Annotated in this window: 16 protein-coding genes; 5 read left to right on the forward strand and 11 right to left on the reverse strand. The window is 73.0% G+C overall.

What is annotated here, in order from left to right:
• Nucleotides 1–28 precede the first annotated feature (28 nt).
• Nucleotides 29–1,960 carry an alpha/beta hydrolase family protein gene (locus BLS95_RS02900; RefSeq protein ID WP_245764781.1) on the forward strand — a complete coding sequence of 644 codons (1,932 nt, stop codon included), beginning with the start codon at nucleotides 29–31 and terminating at the stop codon, nucleotides 1,958–1,960.
• A gap of 84 nt (nucleotides 1,961–2,044) precedes the next feature.
• A complete protein-coding gene (locus BLS95_RS02905) occupies nucleotides 2,045–2,854 on the forward strand; it encodes an SDR family NAD(P)-dependent oxidoreductase (protein WP_245764782.1) in 810 nt (269 codons plus the stop codon).
• A 5-nt stretch (nucleotides 2,855–2,859) separates the two neighbouring features.
• Here the strand turns inward: BLS95_RS02905 and hpnH are convergent, their stop codons facing one another.
• The 7 genes from hpnH to BLS95_RS02940 form a co-directional block, all read right to left on the reverse strand.
• The gene (gene hpnH / locus BLS95_RS02910; protein WP_090928830.1) at nucleotides 2,860–3,864 is read right to left on the reverse strand and encodes an adenosyl-hopene transferase HpnH; all 1,005 of its coding nucleotides are present in this window, start codon (nucleotides 3,862–3,864) and stop codon (nucleotides 2,860–2,862) included.
• Nucleotides 3,861–5,354, reverse strand: a complete 1,494-nt coding sequence (ispH, locus tag BLS95_RS02915; RefSeq protein WP_245764783.1) for a 4-hydroxy-3-methylbut-2-enyl diphosphate reductase — start codon at nucleotides 5,352–5,354, stop codon at nucleotides 3,861–3,863. Before ispH ends, hpnH begins: the two co-directional genes overlap by 4 nt.
• Nucleotides 5,351–7,237, reverse strand: coding sequence for a squalene--hopene cyclase (gene shc, locus BLS95_RS02920; RefSeq protein ID WP_090928837.1), 1,887 nt, complete (start codon nucleotides 7,235–7,237; stop codon nucleotides 5,351–5,353). Before shc ends, ispH begins: the two co-directional genes overlap by 4 nt.
• 1 nt (nucleotide 7,238) lies before the next feature.
• Nucleotides 7,239–8,249 (reverse strand): polyprenyl synthetase family protein, encoded by a 1,011-nt coding sequence (locus BLS95_RS02925; RefSeq protein ID WP_090928840.1) that lies wholly within the window; start codon nucleotides 8,247–8,249, stop codon nucleotides 7,239–7,241.
• Entirely contained in the window at nucleotides 8,246–9,580 is a 1,335-nt protein-coding gene (hpnE, locus tag BLS95_RS02930) for a hydroxysqualene dehydroxylase HpnE (protein ID WP_218135559.1), read from the reverse strand. The genes BLS95_RS02925 and hpnE overlap by 4 nt, the downstream gene beginning before the upstream one ends.
• Nucleotides 9,581–9,633: 53 nt before the next feature.
• Entirely contained in the window at nucleotides 9,634–10,482 is an 849-nt protein-coding gene (gene hpnC, locus BLS95_RS02935) for a squalene synthase HpnC (RefSeq protein WP_090928846.1), read from the reverse strand.
• A 117-nt stretch (nucleotides 10,483–10,599) separates the two neighbouring features.
• Nucleotides 10,600–11,439 (reverse strand): polysaccharide deacetylase family protein, encoded by an 840-nt coding sequence (locus BLS95_RS02940; protein WP_090928849.1) that lies wholly within the window; start codon nucleotides 11,437–11,439, stop codon nucleotides 10,600–10,602.
• Between BLS95_RS02940 and BLS95_RS02945 the strand changes: the two genes are divergently transcribed.
• Nucleotides 11,405–12,562, forward strand: coding sequence for an MGDG synthase family glycosyltransferase (locus BLS95_RS02945; RefSeq protein ID WP_245764784.1), 1,158 nt, complete (start codon nucleotides 11,405–11,407; stop codon nucleotides 12,560–12,562). The two genes, BLS95_RS02940 and BLS95_RS02945, sit on opposite strands and share 35 nt — an antisense overlap.
• Here BLS95_RS02945 and BLS95_RS02950 read toward each other — a convergent pair.
• The 4 genes from BLS95_RS02950 to BLS95_RS02965 form a co-directional block, all read right to left on the reverse strand.
• Entirely contained in the window at nucleotides 12,522–13,391 is an 870-nt protein-coding gene (locus BLS95_RS02950; RefSeq protein ID WP_143043562.1) for a DMT family transporter, read from the reverse strand. The two genes, BLS95_RS02945 and BLS95_RS02950, sit on opposite strands and share 41 nt — an antisense overlap.
• Before the next feature lie 83 nt (nucleotides 13,392–13,474).
• A complete protein-coding gene (locus BLS95_RS02955) occupies nucleotides 13,475–14,416 on the reverse strand; it encodes a phytoene/squalene synthase family protein (protein WP_245764785.1) in 942 nt (313 codons plus the stop codon).
• Between the two features lie 264 nt (nucleotides 14,417–14,680).
• Entirely contained in the window at nucleotides 14,681–16,123 is a 1,443-nt protein-coding gene (locus BLS95_RS02960; protein ID WP_090928862.1) for a serine/threonine-protein kinase, read from the reverse strand.
• Nucleotides 16,124–16,373: 250 nt separating this feature from the next.
• Nucleotides 16,374–17,315, reverse strand: coding sequence for a LysR family transcriptional regulator (locus tag BLS95_RS02965; protein WP_090928865.1), 942 nt, complete (start codon nucleotides 17,313–17,315; stop codon nucleotides 16,374–16,376).
• 133 nt (nucleotides 17,316–17,448) lie between these two features.
• Here BLS95_RS02965 and BLS95_RS02970 point away from each other — a divergent pair, with 133 nt between their 5' ends.
• Nucleotides 17,449–18,138: an MBL fold metallo-hydrolase gene (locus tag BLS95_RS02970; RefSeq protein ID WP_245764797.1), complete on the forward strand. Its 690-nt coding sequence runs from the start codon at nucleotides 17,449–17,451 to the stop codon at nucleotides 18,136–18,138.
• Nucleotides 18,139–18,256: 118 nt separating this feature from the next.
• Entirely contained in the window at nucleotides 18,257–19,735 is a 1,479-nt protein-coding gene (locus BLS95_RS02975) for an LVIVD repeat-containing protein (RefSeq protein WP_218135560.1), read from the forward strand.
• Nucleotides 19,736–19,803 lie beyond the last annotated feature (68 nt).

The following is a 19,803-nucleotide window of genomic DNA, read 5'->3' on the forward strand; positions in this document are numbered from 1 at the left end:
CCGCGACGAACCCAGAAGGGTGTCCGTTATGCCCATGCCCGACAAGGCGCGCGAGGTTCCGCGCCTCGCCGTTGAAGATCTCTTCGGCGCGCCCCTTCGTGCCGGCGCGTCGATCTCACCCGACGGCTCCACCATCGCCTACCTGGCTCCCTGGCGGGAGCGCCTCAACGTATGGGTGGAGAGCGTCGATTCGGACGGGGAGGCGCGCTGCGTCACCGCCGACCACGACCGCAGTGTGCTCCGCTACCACTGGAGCGACGACCCGCGCTGGCTGCTGTACGAGCAGGACGGGGCCGGCGACGAGAACTGGCACGTCTTCCGGGTCGACCTGGACGACCCGGACGCCGAAGCCGTCGACCTCACCCCCTTCCCCGGGGCCAGGGCCGTGGGCTTCGAGATGAGCGTCACCCGGCCGGGCAAAGCGACCCTGCATCTGAACCACCGCAACCCCGTCGAGTTCGACCTCTACGAACTCGACATCGCCACGGGTGAGCTGACGATGCTGGCACAGAACCCCGGTCAGGTCGGCGGTCTGCTGCACACGCGCGACGGCGACCTGTACGCCCACGGCCTGACGGCCGACGGCGACATCGAGCTGTCGCGGTGGGACCCCGGCACGGGGCAACTGCGTCCGGTCATCACCTTCGACGGCTCCGACTACCCGCTGGACATCCAGCCGTTCCAGCTCACCCCGGACGGCACCGGCGCGTGGATCGGCTCCAACCGCAACAGCGAACGGACCCGCGTCGTGCGGCTCGACCTGGCCACCGGCGAGGAGTCCGAGGTCGACAGCCACCCGCTGTACGACCTCGACCCGCGTTCCGCCGTCTTCCCCACACTGCCCTCGCCGCTCATCCTCGACCGGGGCACGGGAGAGCTGATCGGGGTGCGCTACCTTGGCGAGCGGCAGGTGATCCGGCCGCTGGACCCGCGTTTCGCCGCGGTCCTCGAGAACCTCGAAAAACTGTCCGACGGCGACCTGCTGGCACTCTCGTCCGACACGAGCGGTCAGCGCTGGATCGTCAGCTTCAACCACGACCGCGACCCCGGCGTCACCTACTTCTACGACCACACCACCCGGCAGAGCCGGATGCTCTTCCGGCCCTACCCGGACCTGGACCCCGATGTGCTCGCCCCCATGACACCGGTCACGATCCCCGCCCGGGACGGACTGCGGCTGCCCTCCTACCTGACGCTGCCCGTGGGAGTGGAACCCACGCGGCTGCCGCTGGTGCTGCTCGTCCACGGCGGCCCCTGGCACCGGGACGGCTGGGGTTTCGATCCCAGCGCCCAGTTCCTCGCCAACCGTGGGTACGCGGTGCTCCAGGTCAACTTCCGCGGCTCGACCGGCTACGGCAAGGCGTTCCTCAAGGCCGGCATCGGGGAGCTGGCCGGGAAGATGCACGACGACCTCATCGACGCCGTGGACTGGGCCGTCAAGCAGGACTACGCGGACCCGGACCGCGTCGCGATCTTCGGCGGCTCGTACGGCGGTTACGCCACCCTGGTCGGCGTCGCCTTCACCCCCCACGTCTTCGCCGCGGCGATCGACTTCTGCGGCCCCTCCAACCTCGTCACCTACCTGCGCACCGCACCGGAGTTCGTCAAGCCCTACCTGGTCAACAACTGGTACCTGTACGCCGGAAACCCCGACGACCCGGAGCAGGAGGCGGACCTGTGGGCCCGCTCGCCCCTCAGCCGCGTCGACGACATCCGCACACCGCTGATGGTGATCCAGGGCGCCAACGATCCCCGCGTCGTCAAGGCCGAGTCCGACCAGATCGTCGACGCGCTGCGCGCCCGCGGGGTCGAGGTCGAGTACATGGTCAAGGAGGACGAGGGCCACGGCTTCGTGAATCCGGAGAACAACATCGACATGTACCGCGCGGTCGACCGCTTCCTCGCCCGGCACCTGGGGGGAGCGGCGGACCCGGACAGGTCCCGCGGGGACGAGGCATAGAGTCCGCGGTATTTGGGTCGTTCGGCCGGTTGCCATGGGACGGGAGGGGAAAGCACCCGACTGATACGTCGTGACAGGGAGCAGGTGAGCGATGCCCGCACACGAACCGGCGCCCTGCGGCGGGCGGCCATGAGGCTCGCCGGCGCGCACGTCCTGGTCACCGGGGCCTCCTCCGGCATCGGGGCGGCCACCGCGCGGGCGCTGGCCGGCACCGGCGCGCGGCTGACGCTGGCCGGGCGCGATCGCGCCCGGCTGGCGGCCGTCGCCGCGGCCACCGGCGGTGACGTGCTGGCCTACGACGTCGCCACCCAGGCCGAGGAGCTGGTCGCCCGGGCCGGGCCCGTCGACGTGCTGGTGAACAACGCCGGCGTGGGGTGGGCGGGGCCGTTCGTGCGGATGCCGGCCGGTGACGTCGAGCGGCTGCTGGCGGTCAACCTCGCCGCGCCGATCGCGCTCACCCGGCTGCTGCTGCCCGGGATGGTGGCGGCGGGCCGCGGGCACCTCGTGTTCGTGGCCTCCATCGCCGGGGCGGTGGGCGTGGCCCAGGAGGCCGTCTACTCGGCCACCAAGGCGGGGCTGCTGGCCTTCGCCGAGGGCCTGCGCCACGAGTTGCACCACGTGCCCGGCGTCGGCGTGTCCGTGCTGCTGCCCGGGGTGGTGGACACCCCCTTCTTCGTCCGGCGCGGCACCCCGTACACGCGGGCCTGGCCGGCGCCGGTCGCGCCGGAGCGGGTGGCGCGGGCGATCCTGGCGGCGATCAGGGACGGCCGGCCGGAGTCGTTCGTGCCGGGCTGGCTACGGGTGCCGGCCAGGCTGCGCGGAGCGGCGCCCGGCGCGTTCCGCGCGCTCGCCCGGCGTTTCGGAGGCATGCCGGGGCCGGCCGCCGACGGGTGAGCGGGTCAGCCGTTCCTGATGGCGCGCAGTGACTGCCGCAGGGACCCGACCGTGGCCAGGACGGCGGTCGGCTCGTATCCGCAGTGCGCCATGCAGTTGTCGCACCGGGGATCGCGGCCCCGGCCGTAGGCCGACCAGTCGGTGTCCTCGATCAGCTCGCGGTAGGTCTGCGCGTACCCGTCGGCCATCAGGTAACACGGCCGCTGCCAGCCGAACAGCGAGTACGACGGGATGGCCCAGGCGGTGCACGGAAGCTCGATCCGGCCCTCCAGGAAGTCCAGGAACAGCGGCGAGTGGTTGAACCGCCAGCGCCGCCGCCGCCCGCCGGCGAACGCCTCGCGGAACAGCGCGCGGGTCTCCCGTACGCCCATGAACCGGTCCTGGACGGGCGCCTTCTCGTACGCGTACGCGGGAGAGACCATCATCTGGTCGACCGCGAGCTCGTCATTGAGGTAGTCGAGCACCTCGATGACGGTTCGCGGGCTGTCCGAGGAGAAGAACGTCGTGTTGGTGGTGACCCGGAAGCCGCGCCGCTGGCACTCGCGCACGGCGGCGACCGCCTCGTCGAAGACGCCCTCCTTGCACACCGAGGCGTCGTGCCGCTCGCGCACGCCGTCGATGTGCACGGTCCAGGCGAAGTAGCGCGAGGGTTCGAACTCGTCGATCTTCTTGGGGATGAGCAGCGCGTTCGTGCACAGGAACACGTACTTCTTCATCTCGACGAGCCGGTGGACCAGCTCGCCGATCTGCGGGTGCATGAGCGGCTCGCCGCCGGCGATGGACACCATCGGGGCGCCGCACTCCTGTATGGCGGCCACGGCCTGCTCCACCGGCATGCGCCGCTTCAGCACCTCGGCGGGATGCTGGATCTTGCCGCAGCCGGCGCATTTCAGGTTGCACGCGAACAGCGGCTCCAGCTCCACCAGCAGCGGGAACTTGGTACGCCCCCGCAGCCGCTGGCCGAGGATGTAACCGCCGACGCGCAGGACCTGCCGTATCGGGATCGTCATGACAACGCCTCCTTCGGTAGCGAGAACTGCACGGTCTCTCGGGCGATCACCCGCTCCTCGACGGCCACCGGGCCGAGCCCGCGCAGGGCCGACACGATGTCGTCCACGAGCGAGGGCGGGGCGGAGGCGCCGGCGCTGAGCCCGACCGTACGGGCGCCGGCGAGCCAGTCGAGGGCGATTCCGCCCTGGTCGTCCACCAGGTGGGCCGGGGTGTGGTGGCGGGCGACCTCCACCAGGCGCAGCGAGTTGGAGGAGTTGGCCGAGCCCACGATGAGGACGACGTCGGACTCCGCGGCGATCGCGCGGACGGAAGCCTGGCGGTTGGTCGTCGCATAGCAGATGTCGTTCCGCTTCGGCCCCCGGGCGTCGGGGAAGCGGCCGCGGATCGCGGCGGCGATCTCCGCCGCCTCGTCCTCGGCGAGCGTCGTCTGCATGAGGTAGGCCACCGGCCGGTCGCCCGGCAGGGCCGCCACGTCGTCCACCGTCTGCACCAGCACGCCCGCCCCGCCGGTCTCGCCCAGCGTGCCCTCGGCCTCCTCGTGGCCGGCGTGCCCGATGAGGGCCACCAGGCGTCCCTCGGCGGCGAACCGGCGCGCCTCCGCGTGCACCTTGGACACCAGCGGGCAGGTCGCGTCGATCACCCGCAGCCCGCGGCGGTCGGCCGCGTCCCGGACCTCCGGGGACACCCCGTGCGCGGAGAAGACGGTCACCGCCCCGGCCGGCACCTCGTCGAGCTCGTCCACGAACACCGCGCCGCGCCGGCTCAGGTCCGCCACCACGTGCAGGTTGTGCACGATCTGCTTGCGTACGTAGACGGGCGGGCCGTACCGCTCCAGCGCCACCTCGACGATCTCGATGGCGCGCTCCACCCCCGCGCAGAACGAGCGCGGCTCGGCCAGCAGCACGATCCGCGGCCCGGTGGCCGCAGCCCAGCGCGCCAGGACGGGGCCGACGGCGCCGAGCGTGCGGCGGGCGGCGACGCCCCGGGCGAGCGTGCCCGGGCTCAACAGCGGCGCCGCGGGCGTGTCGACGATGACCCGCACGGCGGCCAGCGGCCTGCCCACGGTGGCGCGGGCCAGCGGCCCGGTCTCCATGTCCACGGCGTACGCGCCGGTCGCCGCGAGGCGGTGCCGCTCCGCGCCGCCGACCAGGTGATCGGCGGTGACCAGCGGCCCGATCCGGACGGGCAGCCCGGCCCTGGCCAGCTCTCCCGCGAGGAGAGGAGCGGAAGGACACGGATGCACACGCCCGGCGAACCGGACCTCGCTCGCCACCAGGACGTCGCCGGGCCGCAGGCTCCGGTCGACGGCGCCGCCGAAGCCGACCACGGCCACCGCCTCTTGCCCGCCCAGGCCGACGGCCGCCCTGGCCGCCCGCCGTGGGCCGACCCCGGTGACGACCACCCTGGTCCCGGACAGGCCGGCAGGCAGGCCGCGGCTGACCGCGCGGGCCTCGATCCCGAGCGCGGCGCAGATCAGCAGCCCCGTCACGAGGATTCCTGACCTGCCGCGTCGCGGCGCAGGTAACGCCCGAGGGCGCTGATCGGGAAGACGAGCCGGTAGAGGTGGTAGTTGAGGTAGAAGTCGCCGGGGAAGCCCGTGCCGGTGAAGTACGGTTCGTCCCAGGTGCCGTCCGGCCGCTGCCGCTCCACCAGCCAGCGCACCCCCTTGTCCACCGCCGGGGAGCGCTCACCGGCGGCGAGCAGGGCCAGTAGCGCCCAGGCGGTCTGCGAGGCGGTCGAGGCGCCGCGGCCGATCCAGGCCGGGTCGCGGTAGGAGCGCAGGTCCTCGCCCCAGCCGCCGTCGTCGTTCTGGTGCCGTTCCAGCCAGGAGACGGCGCGACGTACCGAGGAGTGTCCGGGACGGACGCCGGCGGCGACGAGCGCGGGCACGGCGGCGCCGGTGCCGTAGACGTGGTTCGCTCCCCAGCGGCCGAACCACGACCCGTCCTCCTCCTGCGCCTTGAGCAGCCAGACCACCCCCCTGCGCAGGACGGGCGAGCCGGGCCGCTCCTTGGCCAGCGCCTCGACGACGTGCGCGGTGACGTCGGCGGACGGCGGGTCGATCACCGCGCCGAAGTCGCAGAACGGCAGCCTGGTGCAGAGCGTGCGGTCGTTGTCGGCGTCGAACGCCCCGAAGCCGCCGTCGGCACTGGCCATGCCGGCCATCCAGCGGACCCCGCGCTCGATCGCCGGCCGCGCCCCGGGGCGGTCCAGCCGGCGCAGCGCCAGCACCACCTCCGAGGTGTCGTCGGTGTCGGGGTAGCCGTCGTTGTCGAACTCGAACGCCCAGCCGCCGGGCGCCAGGCCGGGCCTGCGTACGGCCCAGTCGCCCGCCGTCGTGACCTCCTCGCGGAGCAGCCAGTCGGCGGCCGCGGTGACGGCCGGATGGTCGGCGGGAGTGCCCGCGTCGAGCAGCGCGTTGATCGCCAGCGCCGTGTCCCAGACGGGCGACTGGCACGCCTCCAACCGGCGCCCCCGCTCGTCGCGGATGGTGAACCGGTCGAGCCCGCCGATCGCCCGGCGCATCACCGGATGGTCCAGGTCGTAGCCGGACAGGTGAAGCGCGAGGATGGAGTACACCCACGGAGGCTGGATGCCGCCCCAGGACCCGTCGGCCTCCTGGCGTGCGACGACCCAGCCGACGGCGCGCCGCAGCGCGGTCCGCCGCAGGACCGGCGACGGATGCCGCTCATACCGGTGCAGCACCTTGTCCAGCGCTTGGAACACCGTCTCCCAGCCCCCGCGCGCCGCCCGGCGGGGCGCCCGTCCGGTACGCAGCTCGGGCAGCTCGAACGGGAGCCCGCGCACCGGCCGGTGCGCCATCACGACGGTCATGGGCACGATCGTCTGCCTGGCCCAGCAGCCCCAGTCGTAGATGTTGAGCGGGAACCACCGCGGCAGGAACATCAGCTCGGGAGGCACGACCGGCAGGTCCCGCCACGACCACTCCCCGAACAGGGCCAGCCAGATCCGGGTGAACACCCGGCTAGCCTCGATGCCGCCCATGGCCCTGACCTGCCCGGCCGCGGCCCGCATGTGCTCGGCCTCCGGCGGATCGCCGGCGAGCCGCAGCGCGGCGTACGCCTCGATCGTGGTGGACAGGTCCGCGGGTCCTTCGTGGAAGTTGGCCCACGTGCCGTCGGCCCGCTGCTCGGAGCGGATCCACCGGGCGGCCTCCGCGGTGTCCTGCTCGGTGCGGATGCCGAGGAACTGCCGCAACAGCAGGTCCTCCGCGTCCATGGTCACGTTGGTCTGCAGCTCGCCCTTCCACCAGCCCTCCGGCGACCGCAGGCCGATCAGGTGGTCGCAGGCGGCCTTTAGGGCGTGCTCGGCGGTGGCGAGCCCGCTCTGAGTCGTTTCGAGGGTGGTCATGTCAGTGATCCCTGGCTGTGATGAATCGGGCGATCTGCAGGAACTCGGCGCGTACGTCCGCCGGCAGGTCCGCCTCGTCGAGCCGCCGGGCCGCGGCGTCGAGGCGCCGCTCGGCCTCCAGCTCGGCCCACGCCCGGCCGCCCGCCTGCTCCACCATCCGGGCGGCCTCGTGCAGGTCGGCCTCCGCCAGCTGCCCCGGCCTGGCCAGCAGCTCGGCGAGGCGCTCCCCGGACTCCGTACCGCCGGTGAGCGCGGCGACCACGGGCAGGCTCTTCTTGCGGGTCCGCAGGTCCGACAGGACCGGCTTGCCCGTCACCTCGGGTTCGCCCCAGATGCCGAGCAGGTCGTCGGCCAGCTGGAACGCCAGACCGGCCTCGGTGCCGAACTCGAACAGCGAGCCGGCCAGCGAGCCGCTGCCCTCCACCGCGGTGACGCCGATCGAGCAGGCGCAGGCGAGCAGCGCGGCGGTCTTGTGCCGCGACATCAGCAGGCACTCGTCCCTCGTCACGTCGTCACGGTCCTGGAACTCCAGGTCGAGGGCCTGGCCCGCCATGAGCGAGAGCGTGGCGTGATTGAGCATGCGGGCCGCCGCCGCGTAGCCGGGGGTTTTCTGCTCCAGCAGGAGCTCCCCGGCCAGGACGAGCAGCGCGTTGCCGCAGAGGATCGCCTGGGAGCGGCCGAAGACCGTCCAGGCGGCCGGGCGGTGCCGGCGTACCGGGTCGTCGTCCATGACGTCGTCGTGCAGGAGGGAGAAGGCGTGCACGAGCTCCACCGCGGCGGCGGCGGGCAGGCACCGCTCGGCGCCGGCTCCCGCGGCCCGGGCCGACAGCACCGCGAGCGTGGGCCGCAGGGCCTTGCCGCCGGCGGCGCGGGGCCGGCCGTCGCCGTCGGTCCAGCCGAAGTGATAGCGGGCGACGCGTGCGGCGTGCGGGTCGAGGCGGTCGACGGCCGCGCGCAGCACCGGCTCGACGAGCTCGCGGGCGGCCTCCGCCGGTGGCAGGGTCAGGGTCATGACACGCTCTCCTGGTGTCGCATGTGGTGTCTGACCAGGCTGGCCGCGTGGAGTCCGCTGCGTACGGCGCCCTCCATGGTGTCGGGCCAGCCGGTGTCGGTCCAGGCGCCGGCCAGATAGAGGCCGGGCCATCGGGTGGTGCCCTGCGGGCGGAGCGCGCCGCTGCCGGGGCCCTGGCGGAACGTCGCGCGCCGCTCCCTGGTAACGAAGAAGTCGGTCATCCTGGCCTCGTGCGCGGCCGGGAACACCGAGCGCAGGGCCGGGGCGAAGACCTTGCGGATGTCCGCGGTCGGCCGGTCGATCCACGTGTCCGCGACCGACACCGACACCGCCAGGTACTGTCCCTCGCCGAGTCCGGCGACGCGGGTCTTGTCGAACACCCACTGCACGGGCGAGCCGGTGACCGCGACGAACGGCATCCGCATGACCGGCCGGTCGTAGACCACGTGGACGTTGATGATGGGGCTCGCGTCCAGGGCGCTCCATCCGTCCCTGCCGGGCGCCGCCCCCGGCGGGACCAGCTTCGCGGCCTGCTCGTGGCGCGTGGCCACGACCACGGCCGACGCCCGCGTCCTGACGCCGTCCACGACGACGGCCGGGCCCGGCTCGATGGCCGTGACCTTCGCCGCCAGGCGCACGGTGCCGCCGCGCCGCGCGATGGCGGCCCTGGCTGCGGTGTCGTGCAGCTCGCCCAGCGGGACCAGCGGGATGCCCAGGTCGGCGGCGTCCGTCCGGCCGAGCAGGGCCGTCTTGAACACCTTCACCGCCGGGCCGAGCGCGGCCTCGTCGACGCCGGTGTTCAGGGCCGCGACCGCGAGCAGGTCCCAGAGCGCCTCCCGGACCGGGTCCCGCTGGCCGTGGGCCGCGAGCCAGCTCCCGAACGTCATCGTGTCGAGTGCCGGATCCGCCGGATCGAGCCTGCTCAGCGCGAGCGAGCCGCGCAGGGCCTGGAGCCGGTCGCCCGGCCCGAGCAGGCGGTAGCCCGCGAGCGCGGGCACGAAGTGGAGCGGGCCGGGCAGCGCGGTGCGGCGCAGCCGTCCCGACCGGCCCGCCGTGCCCAGCACCCGCACGTCGAACCGGCTCTGCAGGCCGACCCGCGCGGTGCCGCCGAGCCGTTCCAGCAGCCCCCGGTACGCCGTGCAGCAACGCAGGAAGACGTGCTGGCCGTTGTCCACCGTCAGCCCGCCGCGCTGGAAGGAGTAGGTGGCGCCGCCCAGCCGCGGGCGGGCCTCGTACAGGGTCACGGGATAGCCGCCCTCGGCGAGCGCCAGGGCGGCGGTGATGCCGGCCAGTCCGCCGCCGACCACGGCCACCGGCGCGATCGTCGTCACAGGTCTCCCGGGGAGGGTGTCGTCGGCGCCGGTTCGCGGCGCGGGCCGCCCTCTCACGCGGACGGCAGTCGTCGCATGTCCGCACCGGGCGGCCTCATGGTCATGAGGACCCGCGCCCACGCCCCGATCAGGCGTGCGCGGCGGGGCCGGACGGTCCGGCCCAGAACGTCGTGACCGGCGGCTTCGAGCGCGGCCAGGGTCGCGTGGCCGCCCGCGACGTAACCCGCGACCGCCGTGCGGGCGAAGCCGGACAGCGAGGCGACGATCGCCTCCCCCTCGGCCAGCATCGCCCCGGCCCGTGCCGTCTGCGCGGCCACCACGTCGCGCAACCGCGGTGACGTGGTCGCCGCCGCGAGCTCGCCGATCGGGCAGCCCGCCCGGCGCAGGTCCTCTCCCGGCAGGTAGACGCGGCCGCGCCGGTAGTCCTCGCCGACGTCCTGGCAGTGCTCGATGACCTGCAGCGCCGAGCACACCTTGTCGGACAGGGCCATCCGCGGGCCGCTGACCTCCCCGAACACGTGGAGGACGAGGTGGCCGACCGGATTGGCGGAAAGCTCGCAGTAGCCGAGGAGCTCGTCGAACGTCTCGTAGCGGGTGACCGTCTGGTCACGCCGGTTGGCGTCGATGAGGCGGTGGAACGGGTCGGCGGGGATCGAGCACTCCCGGACGGTGCGGGCCAGCGCCGAGATCGGCCCGAGCCGGGGCGGGTGGCCCTGGTAGAGCCGGATCAGGTCGGCCTCGGCCTCGTCCAGCAGCTTGAGCCGGTCGTCGGGGTGCGCGTCGTCGCCCAGGTCGTCGATCGAGCGGGCGAAGCCGTAGACGGCCATGAGGTGGTCGCGGTGCCGGCGGGGCAGCAGCCGGGAGGCCACCGGGAAGTTCTCCCGGCGCGCCTTTTCCGCCAACTCCCCTGAATGGCATCGTTTCGACCGCACGACATGGAATTATCCGCCGCCGGACAGCGCAAACATGGCGGCATTGGTTCTATATTACGTTGCCCGGCGATTGGCATTTAATTTACTTCACCGCGGCGTCGGGAAGGCCGCGTTTGAATGACCACGGAAAGGGGGACTGCCCGTAATGGAATACGCGCTCGTGAAGTGATTGGAGGCGGCCGCCCGGACACCGTGGTCGCGCAGCGGGCCCACGCTCAGGCCCATGAGCCGGCAGCGGTCCACGAGCGCGGGGAGGGCGCCGAGCGCCGATCTCCAGGAACCAGGGACGGAGGCGTGGTCGGAGTCATGGAGCAGTACGGTCGCCCCACCGCGCAGCCCACCCGCCACGGTGGCCAGCACCGAGCCGGGCGTGGCCGCCGCCTCCCAGTCGCGGCCCCAGACGGTCCACAACACGGGGTGGAGCCCCCGCAGGCGGGCGGCGAGCAGCGCTTCCAGGCTGAGCACCCCGTAGGGCGGGCGATACCAGACGGCGGGAGTCCCGGCGACCGCGCTCACCAGGTCGGCGGCCCGGCCGAGCTCCGCCGCCACCTGCCCCGGCGGGGCGATCAGCGCGTTGCCGTGCCGCCAGCCGTGCACCGCGAGTTCGTGACCCTCGGCCACGATGCGGCGGCCGAGGGGCTGGTGGCGCTCCAGCAGCTCACCGAGGACGAAGAAGGTCGCGTGGCAGCCGAGCCGCCCCAGCTCGTCCAGGAAGCGCGGGGTGGAGTCGGGATGGGGGCCGTCGTCGAAGGTGAGCGCCACATGGCGGGGGTCGCCGGCGCCGGCGAGGGCGGGCACCCGGCGCCGGACCGAGGGCAGCCAGGTGGCGGCGGGACCCACGTGCAGCAGGGCGAGGCAGGCGAGCCCGAGCGGCAGCGCGAGGCGGCCGAGCGTGGGGGATGAGACGGTACGGCGGCGCGTCCTCATCCTGAGCGCGTCGATGGGCAGCGGCCACGACGGGGTCGCCACCGAGCTGGCCGCCCGGCTCGCCGCCGAGGGTGCCGATACAGAGATCATGGATGTCCTCCGGATGCTCCCGCTCCGCCTGGGACCGGCGCTGCGGCGCGGGTATCGCTGGATGATCCTGCACGCTCCCTGGCTCTACGACGTCATCTACCAGGTCTTCTTCGTCGGCAAACGGGCCGGCGGCACCTCGCCGCTGACGGCGCTCGCCGCCCCCCGGCTGCGCCGGCTCGTCGCCGCCCGTGCCCCTGACGAGGTCGTCTCGACCTTCCACCTGGCGGCGCAGCTCACGGGGCGGCTGCGCGAGCGCGGCGGGCTGCCCTGCCCGAGTACGGTGCTGGTCACGGACTTCGCGGTGCACCGGTTGTGGCTGCACCGCGGCAACGACCTGTACCTGTGCCCGAACCCCGGCGTCATCGGGGAGATCGCCGCCAGGACCGGCCGGCCGGCGCTGCACTGCGCTCCTGTCGTGCGCCCGGAGTTCGCCCGGGCGGGGGCCTTCTCAGGGGGAATGGCCGGTTCGGGGGCAGCGGCCGGCGCCGGGGGAGTGCCCGGTTCTGGCGGGGCGGCGGGCTCGGATTCCGGTGAGCGGTTCGTGCTGGTGTCGGGTGGGTCGTGGGGGGTCGGGGAGGTCATCGCGACCGCGCGTACCCTGGCGAGGTCGGGGCGGTACACGCCGCTCGTCCTGTGCGGGGACAACACCGGGCTGCGGCGCCGCCTGCGGGCCGCCGGGCTGGGCCCGGGGCTCGGGTGGCGCGACGACGTGCCGGAGCTCATGGCGGCCGCGTACGCCCTGGTCGACAACGGCTGCGGCCTGACCTGCGAGGAGGCCTTCGCCGCCGGGCTGCCGGTCGTCATCCACCGGCCCATCAGCGGCCACGGCCGGGACGGCGCGCGGGCGATGGCCAGGGCCGGGGTGAGCCTCCACACCGTCACCGCGTCCGCCCTGCTGGCCGCGCTGGACCTGCTCAGGGACGGGCGGTCGGGACAGGGTCAGGCGGGCCGGGCGGCCGCGCTGTTCTCCGCGATGCCGGCCGAGGCGGGTCTCATCTCCGCGCCCCGGGCGTCCCGGTATGGGTCTGGATGATCGGCGACCTGGTCAGCACGATGACCCCGTAGACCAGGAGTCCGGCACCGGCCGCCTCCATCACGATCCATGGGCCGGTACGGATCGGCTCGCCGTACATCAGCGCGCCGTACAGGATGCCCGCCATGGGGTCGCTGATGGTCAACGCCGGCTGGGCGACGACGAGGGATCCGCTGTGCAGGGAGTTCTGCAGCAGGAACACGCTGCACAGGCCGGTGAACACCATCGCGTAGAGCGGCCAGGACACCGGCAGCGCACCCGGGTCGTCCTCCAGGAGCGTCACGCACTTCTTGATGAGCGTGGCGGTGAAGGCGAAGCCGATGCCGGCGGCCACGCCCAGCGCGGCGGCCCGGAGGGGCCCGCTGGACAGGGCAGCCAGCGCCACCAGCCCGGCGACCGTGGCCGAGGTCACCACGGCGGCGACGACCCATTCGGTGGTGTCCGGCGACCACCGCCCCGGGCCGGGAACCGCCGCGGCGAGGAACATCCCCAGGCCGGCCGAGAGCACGCCGATCGCCAGCCACGACCGCCGGTCCAGCACCGTGCCGAACGCCCAGGACAGAATGATCATGGTGAACGGGAGCTCGATCACCAGGGCCGGCTGGACCAGGGCGACGCCGCCCTGGGACAGCGCCGCCGCCTGGAAGACGAAGCCCGCGATGAGCGCCGTGATGCCCCACCGCCACAGCCGGTTCCTGACGAGTGCCCAGATCAGGCCGAGCCGCAGTCCGAGCTCCGGCGGCACCGTTCGCGCCGCTCGTCGTTGCAGGACAGACGCGCCGGCGTTGCAGGCCGCGGCGAGCACCGCCAGCAGAGCCGCAAAGATCAACGGAACCACGCTCGGCGTCGTCCGCGATGGCCTTCCCCCAAGGCGGAACTCCAGCGCCGGCACCGGGCCGCCCTGACCATGCCCTATCCGCCTCTTCCGCGTCGCGCCTGGACGAGGGCACGTACCGCGACCATGGACTTCTCCCGCGTCGTCAGCGACATCCGGGTGGCCAGCGCCCGGCCCGGATCGGCGGCGATGCGGTCGAGCAGGCAGCGGTAGATCCCGGCCATGGTGGCCGTGCAGGCGGCGCTGCGCGCGTCCAGCAGGGGCAGCAGGCGCATCCCGGTCGCGAACCAGTCGCGTGCCCGGTCCGCCTCGAACCGGACGAGCCGGGCCAGGCGCTCAGGTGGATCGCTGAACCGGCCGTACGCGTCGACGTCCAGGGCGCAGCCGAACCGTTCGAGGTCCTGGACGGGCAGGTAGACCCGCTTGGCCAGCCGGTCCTCCCGCAGGTCGCGCAGGATGTTGGTGATCTGCAGGGCCACGCCGAGCGCGTCGGCGAGCGGCGTGGCCCTCCCGACGTCGTCGGTGCCGAACACCCCCAGCGACAGCCGCCCGATCGAGCCGGCGACGCACCGGCAGTAGCCGACCAGGTCGTCGAACGTGGCGTACGTCGTCCCGCGCACGTCGGCGGCGCACCCCTCGACGAGGTCCGCGAACGCCGCGAGCGGGATCGGGTAGCGGCCGGCCGCCTCCAGCAGCGCCACCAGGACGAGGTCGGAGCGGGCGGGAGCGTTCTCGCCGAGCAGTTCGGGAACCGCGGCCAGGCGTTCCAGCCGCGGCCCGGCGGGGCCGTCGCCGTCCGCGATGTCGTCGATCCGGCGGGCCAGCGCGTAGACGGCGCTCAGCGCGCGCCGTTTGGGGGCGGGCAGCAGCCGCAGGCCGTACGAGAAGTTGCGGGCCTGACTGCGCATGATCTGCTCGCAGTGCCGGTACGCGTCATCGATGTCCGCCGCCCCGTCCCCGTCGGGTGAAGAGGCGTAACCCTGCCGTCGCCACATACTCGCGGCCCGGTCGAACATCATGGCCGCGACGGCCTTTTGCGTCGTTCCCCCCAAGACATGAGTGATGGCTGTCCGTTATGTCGCGGCAATAAACCCGCGCCTCGGGCTGATGACGCGCCCGCAGGAATCACTGGGGGAACAATTTACGGTCGGCTGAAGTATTCACCCGGGGCCGACAATTGCCCGGTAATTTCGTGGCGCCCCGTTTTCCTGTCGCGCCGTCGCCCGGCAGGCGTGGAGAATGCCGCGTCGGCCGGACCTGTTACGGCTTAGCCGTGGCTCGGGCTACTTGGGGTTCTTGCCGTTGGCCTTGCCCCTGCCGGGGTGTGCGTCGCCGTGCCCGGGCGGGATGCGGCCGATCGCCTTCTTGGCCTGGCCGAACGGTGCCGGGGCCCCGGCCGGGGGCGGGGCGGGCGTACCGATGGGCTCCGGGCGTGCGGTACGGCGCTGGACCGTGACCCGCCGGGACTCCCGCTTCGCGGCGGGTGACGGCGCCGCCGTCGTGGCGGGCTCAAGGGCAGGTGTCGCCGATGGCGCGGCGGATGTGGTGGGCCTGGTCGACGTGGTGGGCGCGGTGGACGTGGCGGGCGCGGCGGGATCGTGGCCGCCGGGTCGCGGCTCGGCCGCGGGCGGACCGGGCGACACGCCCGGCCAGAAGGTGGCGGCCAGCACGCCGAGAACCAGCGCGGCCACCACGGCCGCATGCCGCACGTTCGCGCGCCGCGCCCGGTCGAGGCTGAAGCGGGGGCTGAGATGGCGGGTGCGCTTCGGCGGGGCTGCGTCCGCGCCGGCGATGGCGCCACGGCGGGCCGCCGGCACCCAGGTGGAGGACAGGCGGTGGATCGCACGGGCCGCCGTGGAGACGGCGAGGTCGCCGGTCTGCGGCATGTCGTCGCGGGAGGGGAGGGAGACCCACCGCAGCTGGCGGCGGGCGGCGGCGATGCCGGTGCGGCAGGCCGGGTCCTTGTCCAGCAGGCCCGCGATGAGGGGGGCCAGAGGTCCGGCACGCTGGAAGGGGGCCGGGTCGGCGGTCAGTACGGCGCTGATCGTGGCCAGGGCGCTGCCCTGCTCGAACGGGGAGCGCCCCTCGACCGCCGCGTACAGCAGCACGCCCAGCGACCACAGGTCCGTCTGCGGCGTCGGCGGGCCGCCGCGCGCGCGTTCGGGGGCGATGTAGGCGGGCGTGCCGACCACGATGCCCTCCTGGGTCAGGCCCAGCGGTTGCTCCAGGCTGGTGGCCAGGCCGAAGTCGGTCAGCACGGCGTGGCGTTCGCCGGCGTCCAGGAGGATGTTGGCGGGCTTGACGTCGCGGTGCACGATGCCGGCGGCGTGCGCGGCCTTCAGGGCGTCCAGTAGTTGCAGGCCCAGCGCGGCCACGGCGGTGGGCGACAGCGGCCCGCGTTCGGCGAGGACGTCGGCCAGGGTGGGGGCCGAGACGAGCTGGAGCACGATCCACGGTCGTTCGTCGGCCTCCACGACGTCGTACACGGTGGCGATGTGCGGGTGGGACAGCCGGGCGGCCAGCCGGGCCTCGGTCATGGTGCGGCCGAGCAGCGCCTCGCGTTCCGAGGGCGGCCGGTGCTGCAGCGTGACCTCCTTGACGGCCACGGGGCGGTCGAGCAGCTCATCGTGGCCGCGCCAGACACGGCCCATGCCGCCCTGGCCCAGCTCGGCCTGGAGCCGGTAGCGGCCGGCCAGCAACCAACCCTCGTAGCGCGGAACCGACATAGCGCCCGGCCTACCCGATCATTGCGGGCTCATGCAACCTCTTTCGTATGACCTGCCGACTGCGCAGGCCGGAGGGTGCGGACTTCCGGCCCCGTCGGGGACACGCACCCCGCCACGGGGACGCCTCTCGGCTCGGGTGGCGCAGATCGTCGGCGGCGGCCAGGCTCGGTCCCCACCTATGACAGCGTGACCGAGCTCCCAGGACCGGCCGCCGAGACCGCCAATAGGGAGCCCTCCGCCGACGGGCTGCTCACCCCAGGCGGGCGTGGTCGATCTCGGGGATCCAGTGGTGCCGGTCGGCCGGATCGGGGCGGTGCGCGGGCCGTATCTGGCCGAGCAGGATGCGCAGGAGAGGGTGGCGGTTGCGGCGGTGCCAGACCAGCGACCACGGCATCAGCGGCACCGGCTCGATGATGGGGATGCGCCGCAGCCCGCTGCCTGCGGGATCGATGCTCATCTCGCCCAGCCCGACGGCCTCCTTCTCACCCAGGAACTGCTCCACCAGATGCCGCAGCCCGATCGCGGGCGCGTTGAACTTCAGCGGGACGTCCAACCGGTCGGCCAGGCGCCTCAGGTAGCCGCGCCACTCGGCGGCGCCCGCGGGGTCGGGCATCGCGATGCCGCCCGCGCGCAGGTCGGCGGGGCGCAACCGGCTCTTCCCCGCCAGGACATGATCCTCGGGTACGAACGCCGCCAGCGGCTCAAGGCGCACCAGCCGGTACGCCAGGTCCTCCGGCCACGGCCCCGGCAGGTCGTGCACCCGCCCGAAGGCGGCGTCGATCTCCTGCCGGCGCAGCGCGGGCACCGCGACCGCCAGGCCCTGCCGCATGCTCAGCTCCACCCGCAGCCGGGGATCGCGCTCGCTGGCCTCGCGGACCATGCGCAGCGGCGTGAACCGCTCGTCGTAGACGTCGACGCGCACGGGCTCGTCCGGCGGGCGCACCGTCCCCACGGCCCGGTCGAACGCCGCCAGCGCCTCCACCGCCGGCGCCAGGAACCGCCGCCCGGCCGCCGTCAGATCGACCGACCGGGTGGTGCGCTCGAACAGCGGCGTGCCCAGCGCCTCCTCCAGCCGGCGGATCCGCTTGGACAGCGCCTGCTGGGTGAGGAACAGCCGCGCCGCCGCCCTGCCGAAGTGCAGCTCCTGGGCCGCCGAGACGAAGGCCCGCAGGCCCGGGATGTCGGCGTCCATGCCCGGTAGCCTCGGCTGACAACGGCTGGTTGTCAATCCGGGCCCAAGCCTTGTTGGACGGCGCCCGCTGACGCCGGGTTGGCTGGTCGCTCGACGTCATCAGGTCGGCGAAGGGATCGGGCTCTTGGACATCGTGGAGATCCGACGCGAACTGCACCTGCTGCGGCTGGAGTTCGGGCAGGCGTACCTGTGGCACGACGCGGATGGGCTCACGCTGGTGGACACGGGCATCGCCACCTCCGGCGCGGAGATCGCCGAGGCGATCGGCCGGCTCGGGCTGCGTACGGACGCCGTACGGCAGGTCGTGCTCACCCACTACCACGAGGACCACTGCGGCGGCGCCGCGTCCGTGGCCCTGTGGGGTGACGTGACGGTGATGGCGCACCGGCTGGAGGCTCCGGTGATCCGGGGCGAGCGGTCCGCGCCGCCGCCGAACTTCACCGACGAGGAGCGGGCGCTGCACCGCGGCCTCGGCGCCCATCTGCTGCCGCCCGCCCCGCCGTGCCGGGTCGACCGCGAGCTGCGGGACGGCGACGTGATCGACTTCGGCGGCGGCGCACGGGTGATCGCCACGCCGGGGCACACCGACGGCAGCATCGCCCTCCACCTGCCACGGGCGGGCGTCCTGTTCACCGGCGACACCGTGGCACACGTCAACGGGCAGGTCATGCCGGGGGTGTTCAACATGGACCGCCAGGAGATGCTCAGGTCGTTCCGCCGGCTCGCGGAGGTCGGGGCCCAGGTGGCCTGCGTCGGACACGGCGAGCCCGTCGTCGGGGCGGACGCGTTGCTGCGAGAAGTGGCACGGAACATTCAGGAGTGATGGGATGTGTCCGTTTTTAACCCGTGACAGAAGGTTCGTCTGATCCTACAATCGTGCCACCTGTGATCTTTGGCCGCGCGGTGTCCAGTTTCACCGCGGGGCCTCTAGGGAGTGTTCGGTGAAAGTGAAGTCCCTGGTGGCGGGCGCGATCGCATTGGCGACGGCGGCAACACTGCAAGTGACCGGCGTCAGCCCGGCGTTAGCCGATGATCCGTACGAATCGTCCCCATCCAGCAACTCCGCCCACGGCGGCCCTGTCCTCGACGACGTCCACAACATCCCCACGAACGCTGTCGCGGGGAACGTCACGTTCCTCGACAACGTCAAGGGGGTCAGCGGCTACTCGGGGCTGAACTTCATCCATTACGAGAAGTACGGCTACGACTTCATGTTCGCCAACGGCACCGGCGGTCTTGCCGTCTGGTCGCTGAAGGACCCCAAGCACCCTGCTCTGGTCTCGACGATCACCGCCGCCCAGCTGCGCAGGCCGGGGGACACCCAGGACCGGTTCTGGGAAGGCGAGAACATGACCGTCGACCAGAAGCGCAAGCTGGTCTTCCTCAGCCGGGACCCGCGCGGCTTCGGCGGCACCGTCTCCACCGGGCAGTCGGGCGTCTACATCGTCGACGTCAAGAACCCGTGGAAGCCCGAGACGGTCGTCTTCGAGTCGATCCCGGCCGGGCACACCTCGACCTGCATCAACGACTGCAAATACCTGTGGACGGTCGGCCCGGCCAACACGGGCACGCCGGGCCAGGACCCGTCGTGGAAGGGCGTGCCGGTGCGGGTCACCGACATCCGCGACTACCGGCACCCGCGTACGTGGGACGGGGCGCTCGACCTCGGCCGGTTCGACGGGGTCACGGACTACGTGCACAGCGTCGACGTCGACAAGAACGGCGTCGCGTGGGTCTCCGGCGAGGGCGGCGTACGCGGCTACTGGACCGAGGGCCGGCACTACGACCCGGTGCAGAAGCGCCGGCGGGTCGCGACGGCGTTCGACCCGGTGCCGTACGCCGGAGGGACCGTCGTCCCCACCAACCCGGCGGGCACCGAGTTCTTCGACTTCTTCGACCACAACGCCTACCACAACACCGAGAAGCTCGGCGGCTTCGACAAGGGCGAACTGCTCTACATCACCAACGAGAACATCAAGACCTGCTCCCAGGCCGGTGAGTTCAAGATCGCCTCGCTGAAGGGGAGCTACGACGGTGACGCCTGGCGCTCGACGCCGGAGAAGCCGTTCCGGCTGGAGCTGATCAGCCACTGGTCGCCGTGGGGCAAGGAGGGCTCGTCCACCACCGGCAGCTGCTCCGCGCACTGGTTCACGGTGAACGGCAACATCGTGGCGCAGGCGTGGTACGGGCAGGGCACCCGCTTCCTCGACGTGTCGGACCCCAGGAACCCGACCCAGGTCGGCTACTTCCGGGTGCCGGCGGGCGACGGCGTGACCGCCGGCTCGGCCTCGGCCGCATACTGGCACAACGGGCTGATCTACGTTGCCGACTACAACCGCGGCGTGGACGTGCTCCGCTTCGACGGCAAGCTGGCCGGCAAGCCGGACAAGAAGATCTGCTGGAACTCGTGCGACAAGTGACCGGTTGAGCGGAAAGCCTGTCCGGGCGCGGAACGACGCCGTGCCTGGACAGGCTTTCGGCCGAGGAG

The organism is Nonomuraea jiangxiensis, from assembly GCF_900099965.1.
Lineage (GTDB): Bacteria > Actinomycetota > Actinomycetes > Streptosporangiales > Streptosporangiaceae > Nonomuraea > Nonomuraea jiangxiensis.

Coding starts and splice junctions, on each gene's coding strand:
- BLS95_RS02900 (WP_245764781.1), top strand. CDS start 29: ATGCCCATGCCCGACAAGGCGCGCGAGGTTCCGCGCCTCGCCGTTGAA.
- hpnH (WP_090928830.1), bottom strand. CDS start 3,864: ATGACGATCCCGATACGGCAGGTCCTGCGCGTCGGCGGTTACATCCTC.
- shc (WP_090928837.1), bottom strand. CDS start 7,237: ATGACCACCCTCGAAACGACTCAGAGCGGGCTCGCCACCGCCGAGCAC.
- BLS95_RS02925 (WP_090928840.1), bottom strand. CDS start 8,249: ATGACCCTGACCCTGCCACCGGCGGAGGCCGCCCGCGAGCTCGTCGAG.
- BLS95_RS02940 (WP_090928849.1), bottom strand. CDS start 11,439: ATGAGGACGCGCCGCCGTACCGTCTCATCCCCCACGCTCGGCCGCCTC.
- BLS95_RS02955 (WP_245764785.1), bottom strand. CDS start 14,416: ATGATGTTCGACCGGGCCGCGAGTATGTGGCGACGGCAGGGTTACGCC.
- BLS95_RS02960 (WP_090928862.1), bottom strand. CDS start 16,123: ATGTCGGTTCCGCGCTACGAGGGTTGGTTGCTGGCCGGCCGCTACCGG.
- BLS95_RS02965 (WP_090928865.1), bottom strand. CDS start 17,315: ATGGACGCCGACATCCCGGGCCTGCGGGCCTTCGTCTCGGCGGCCCAG.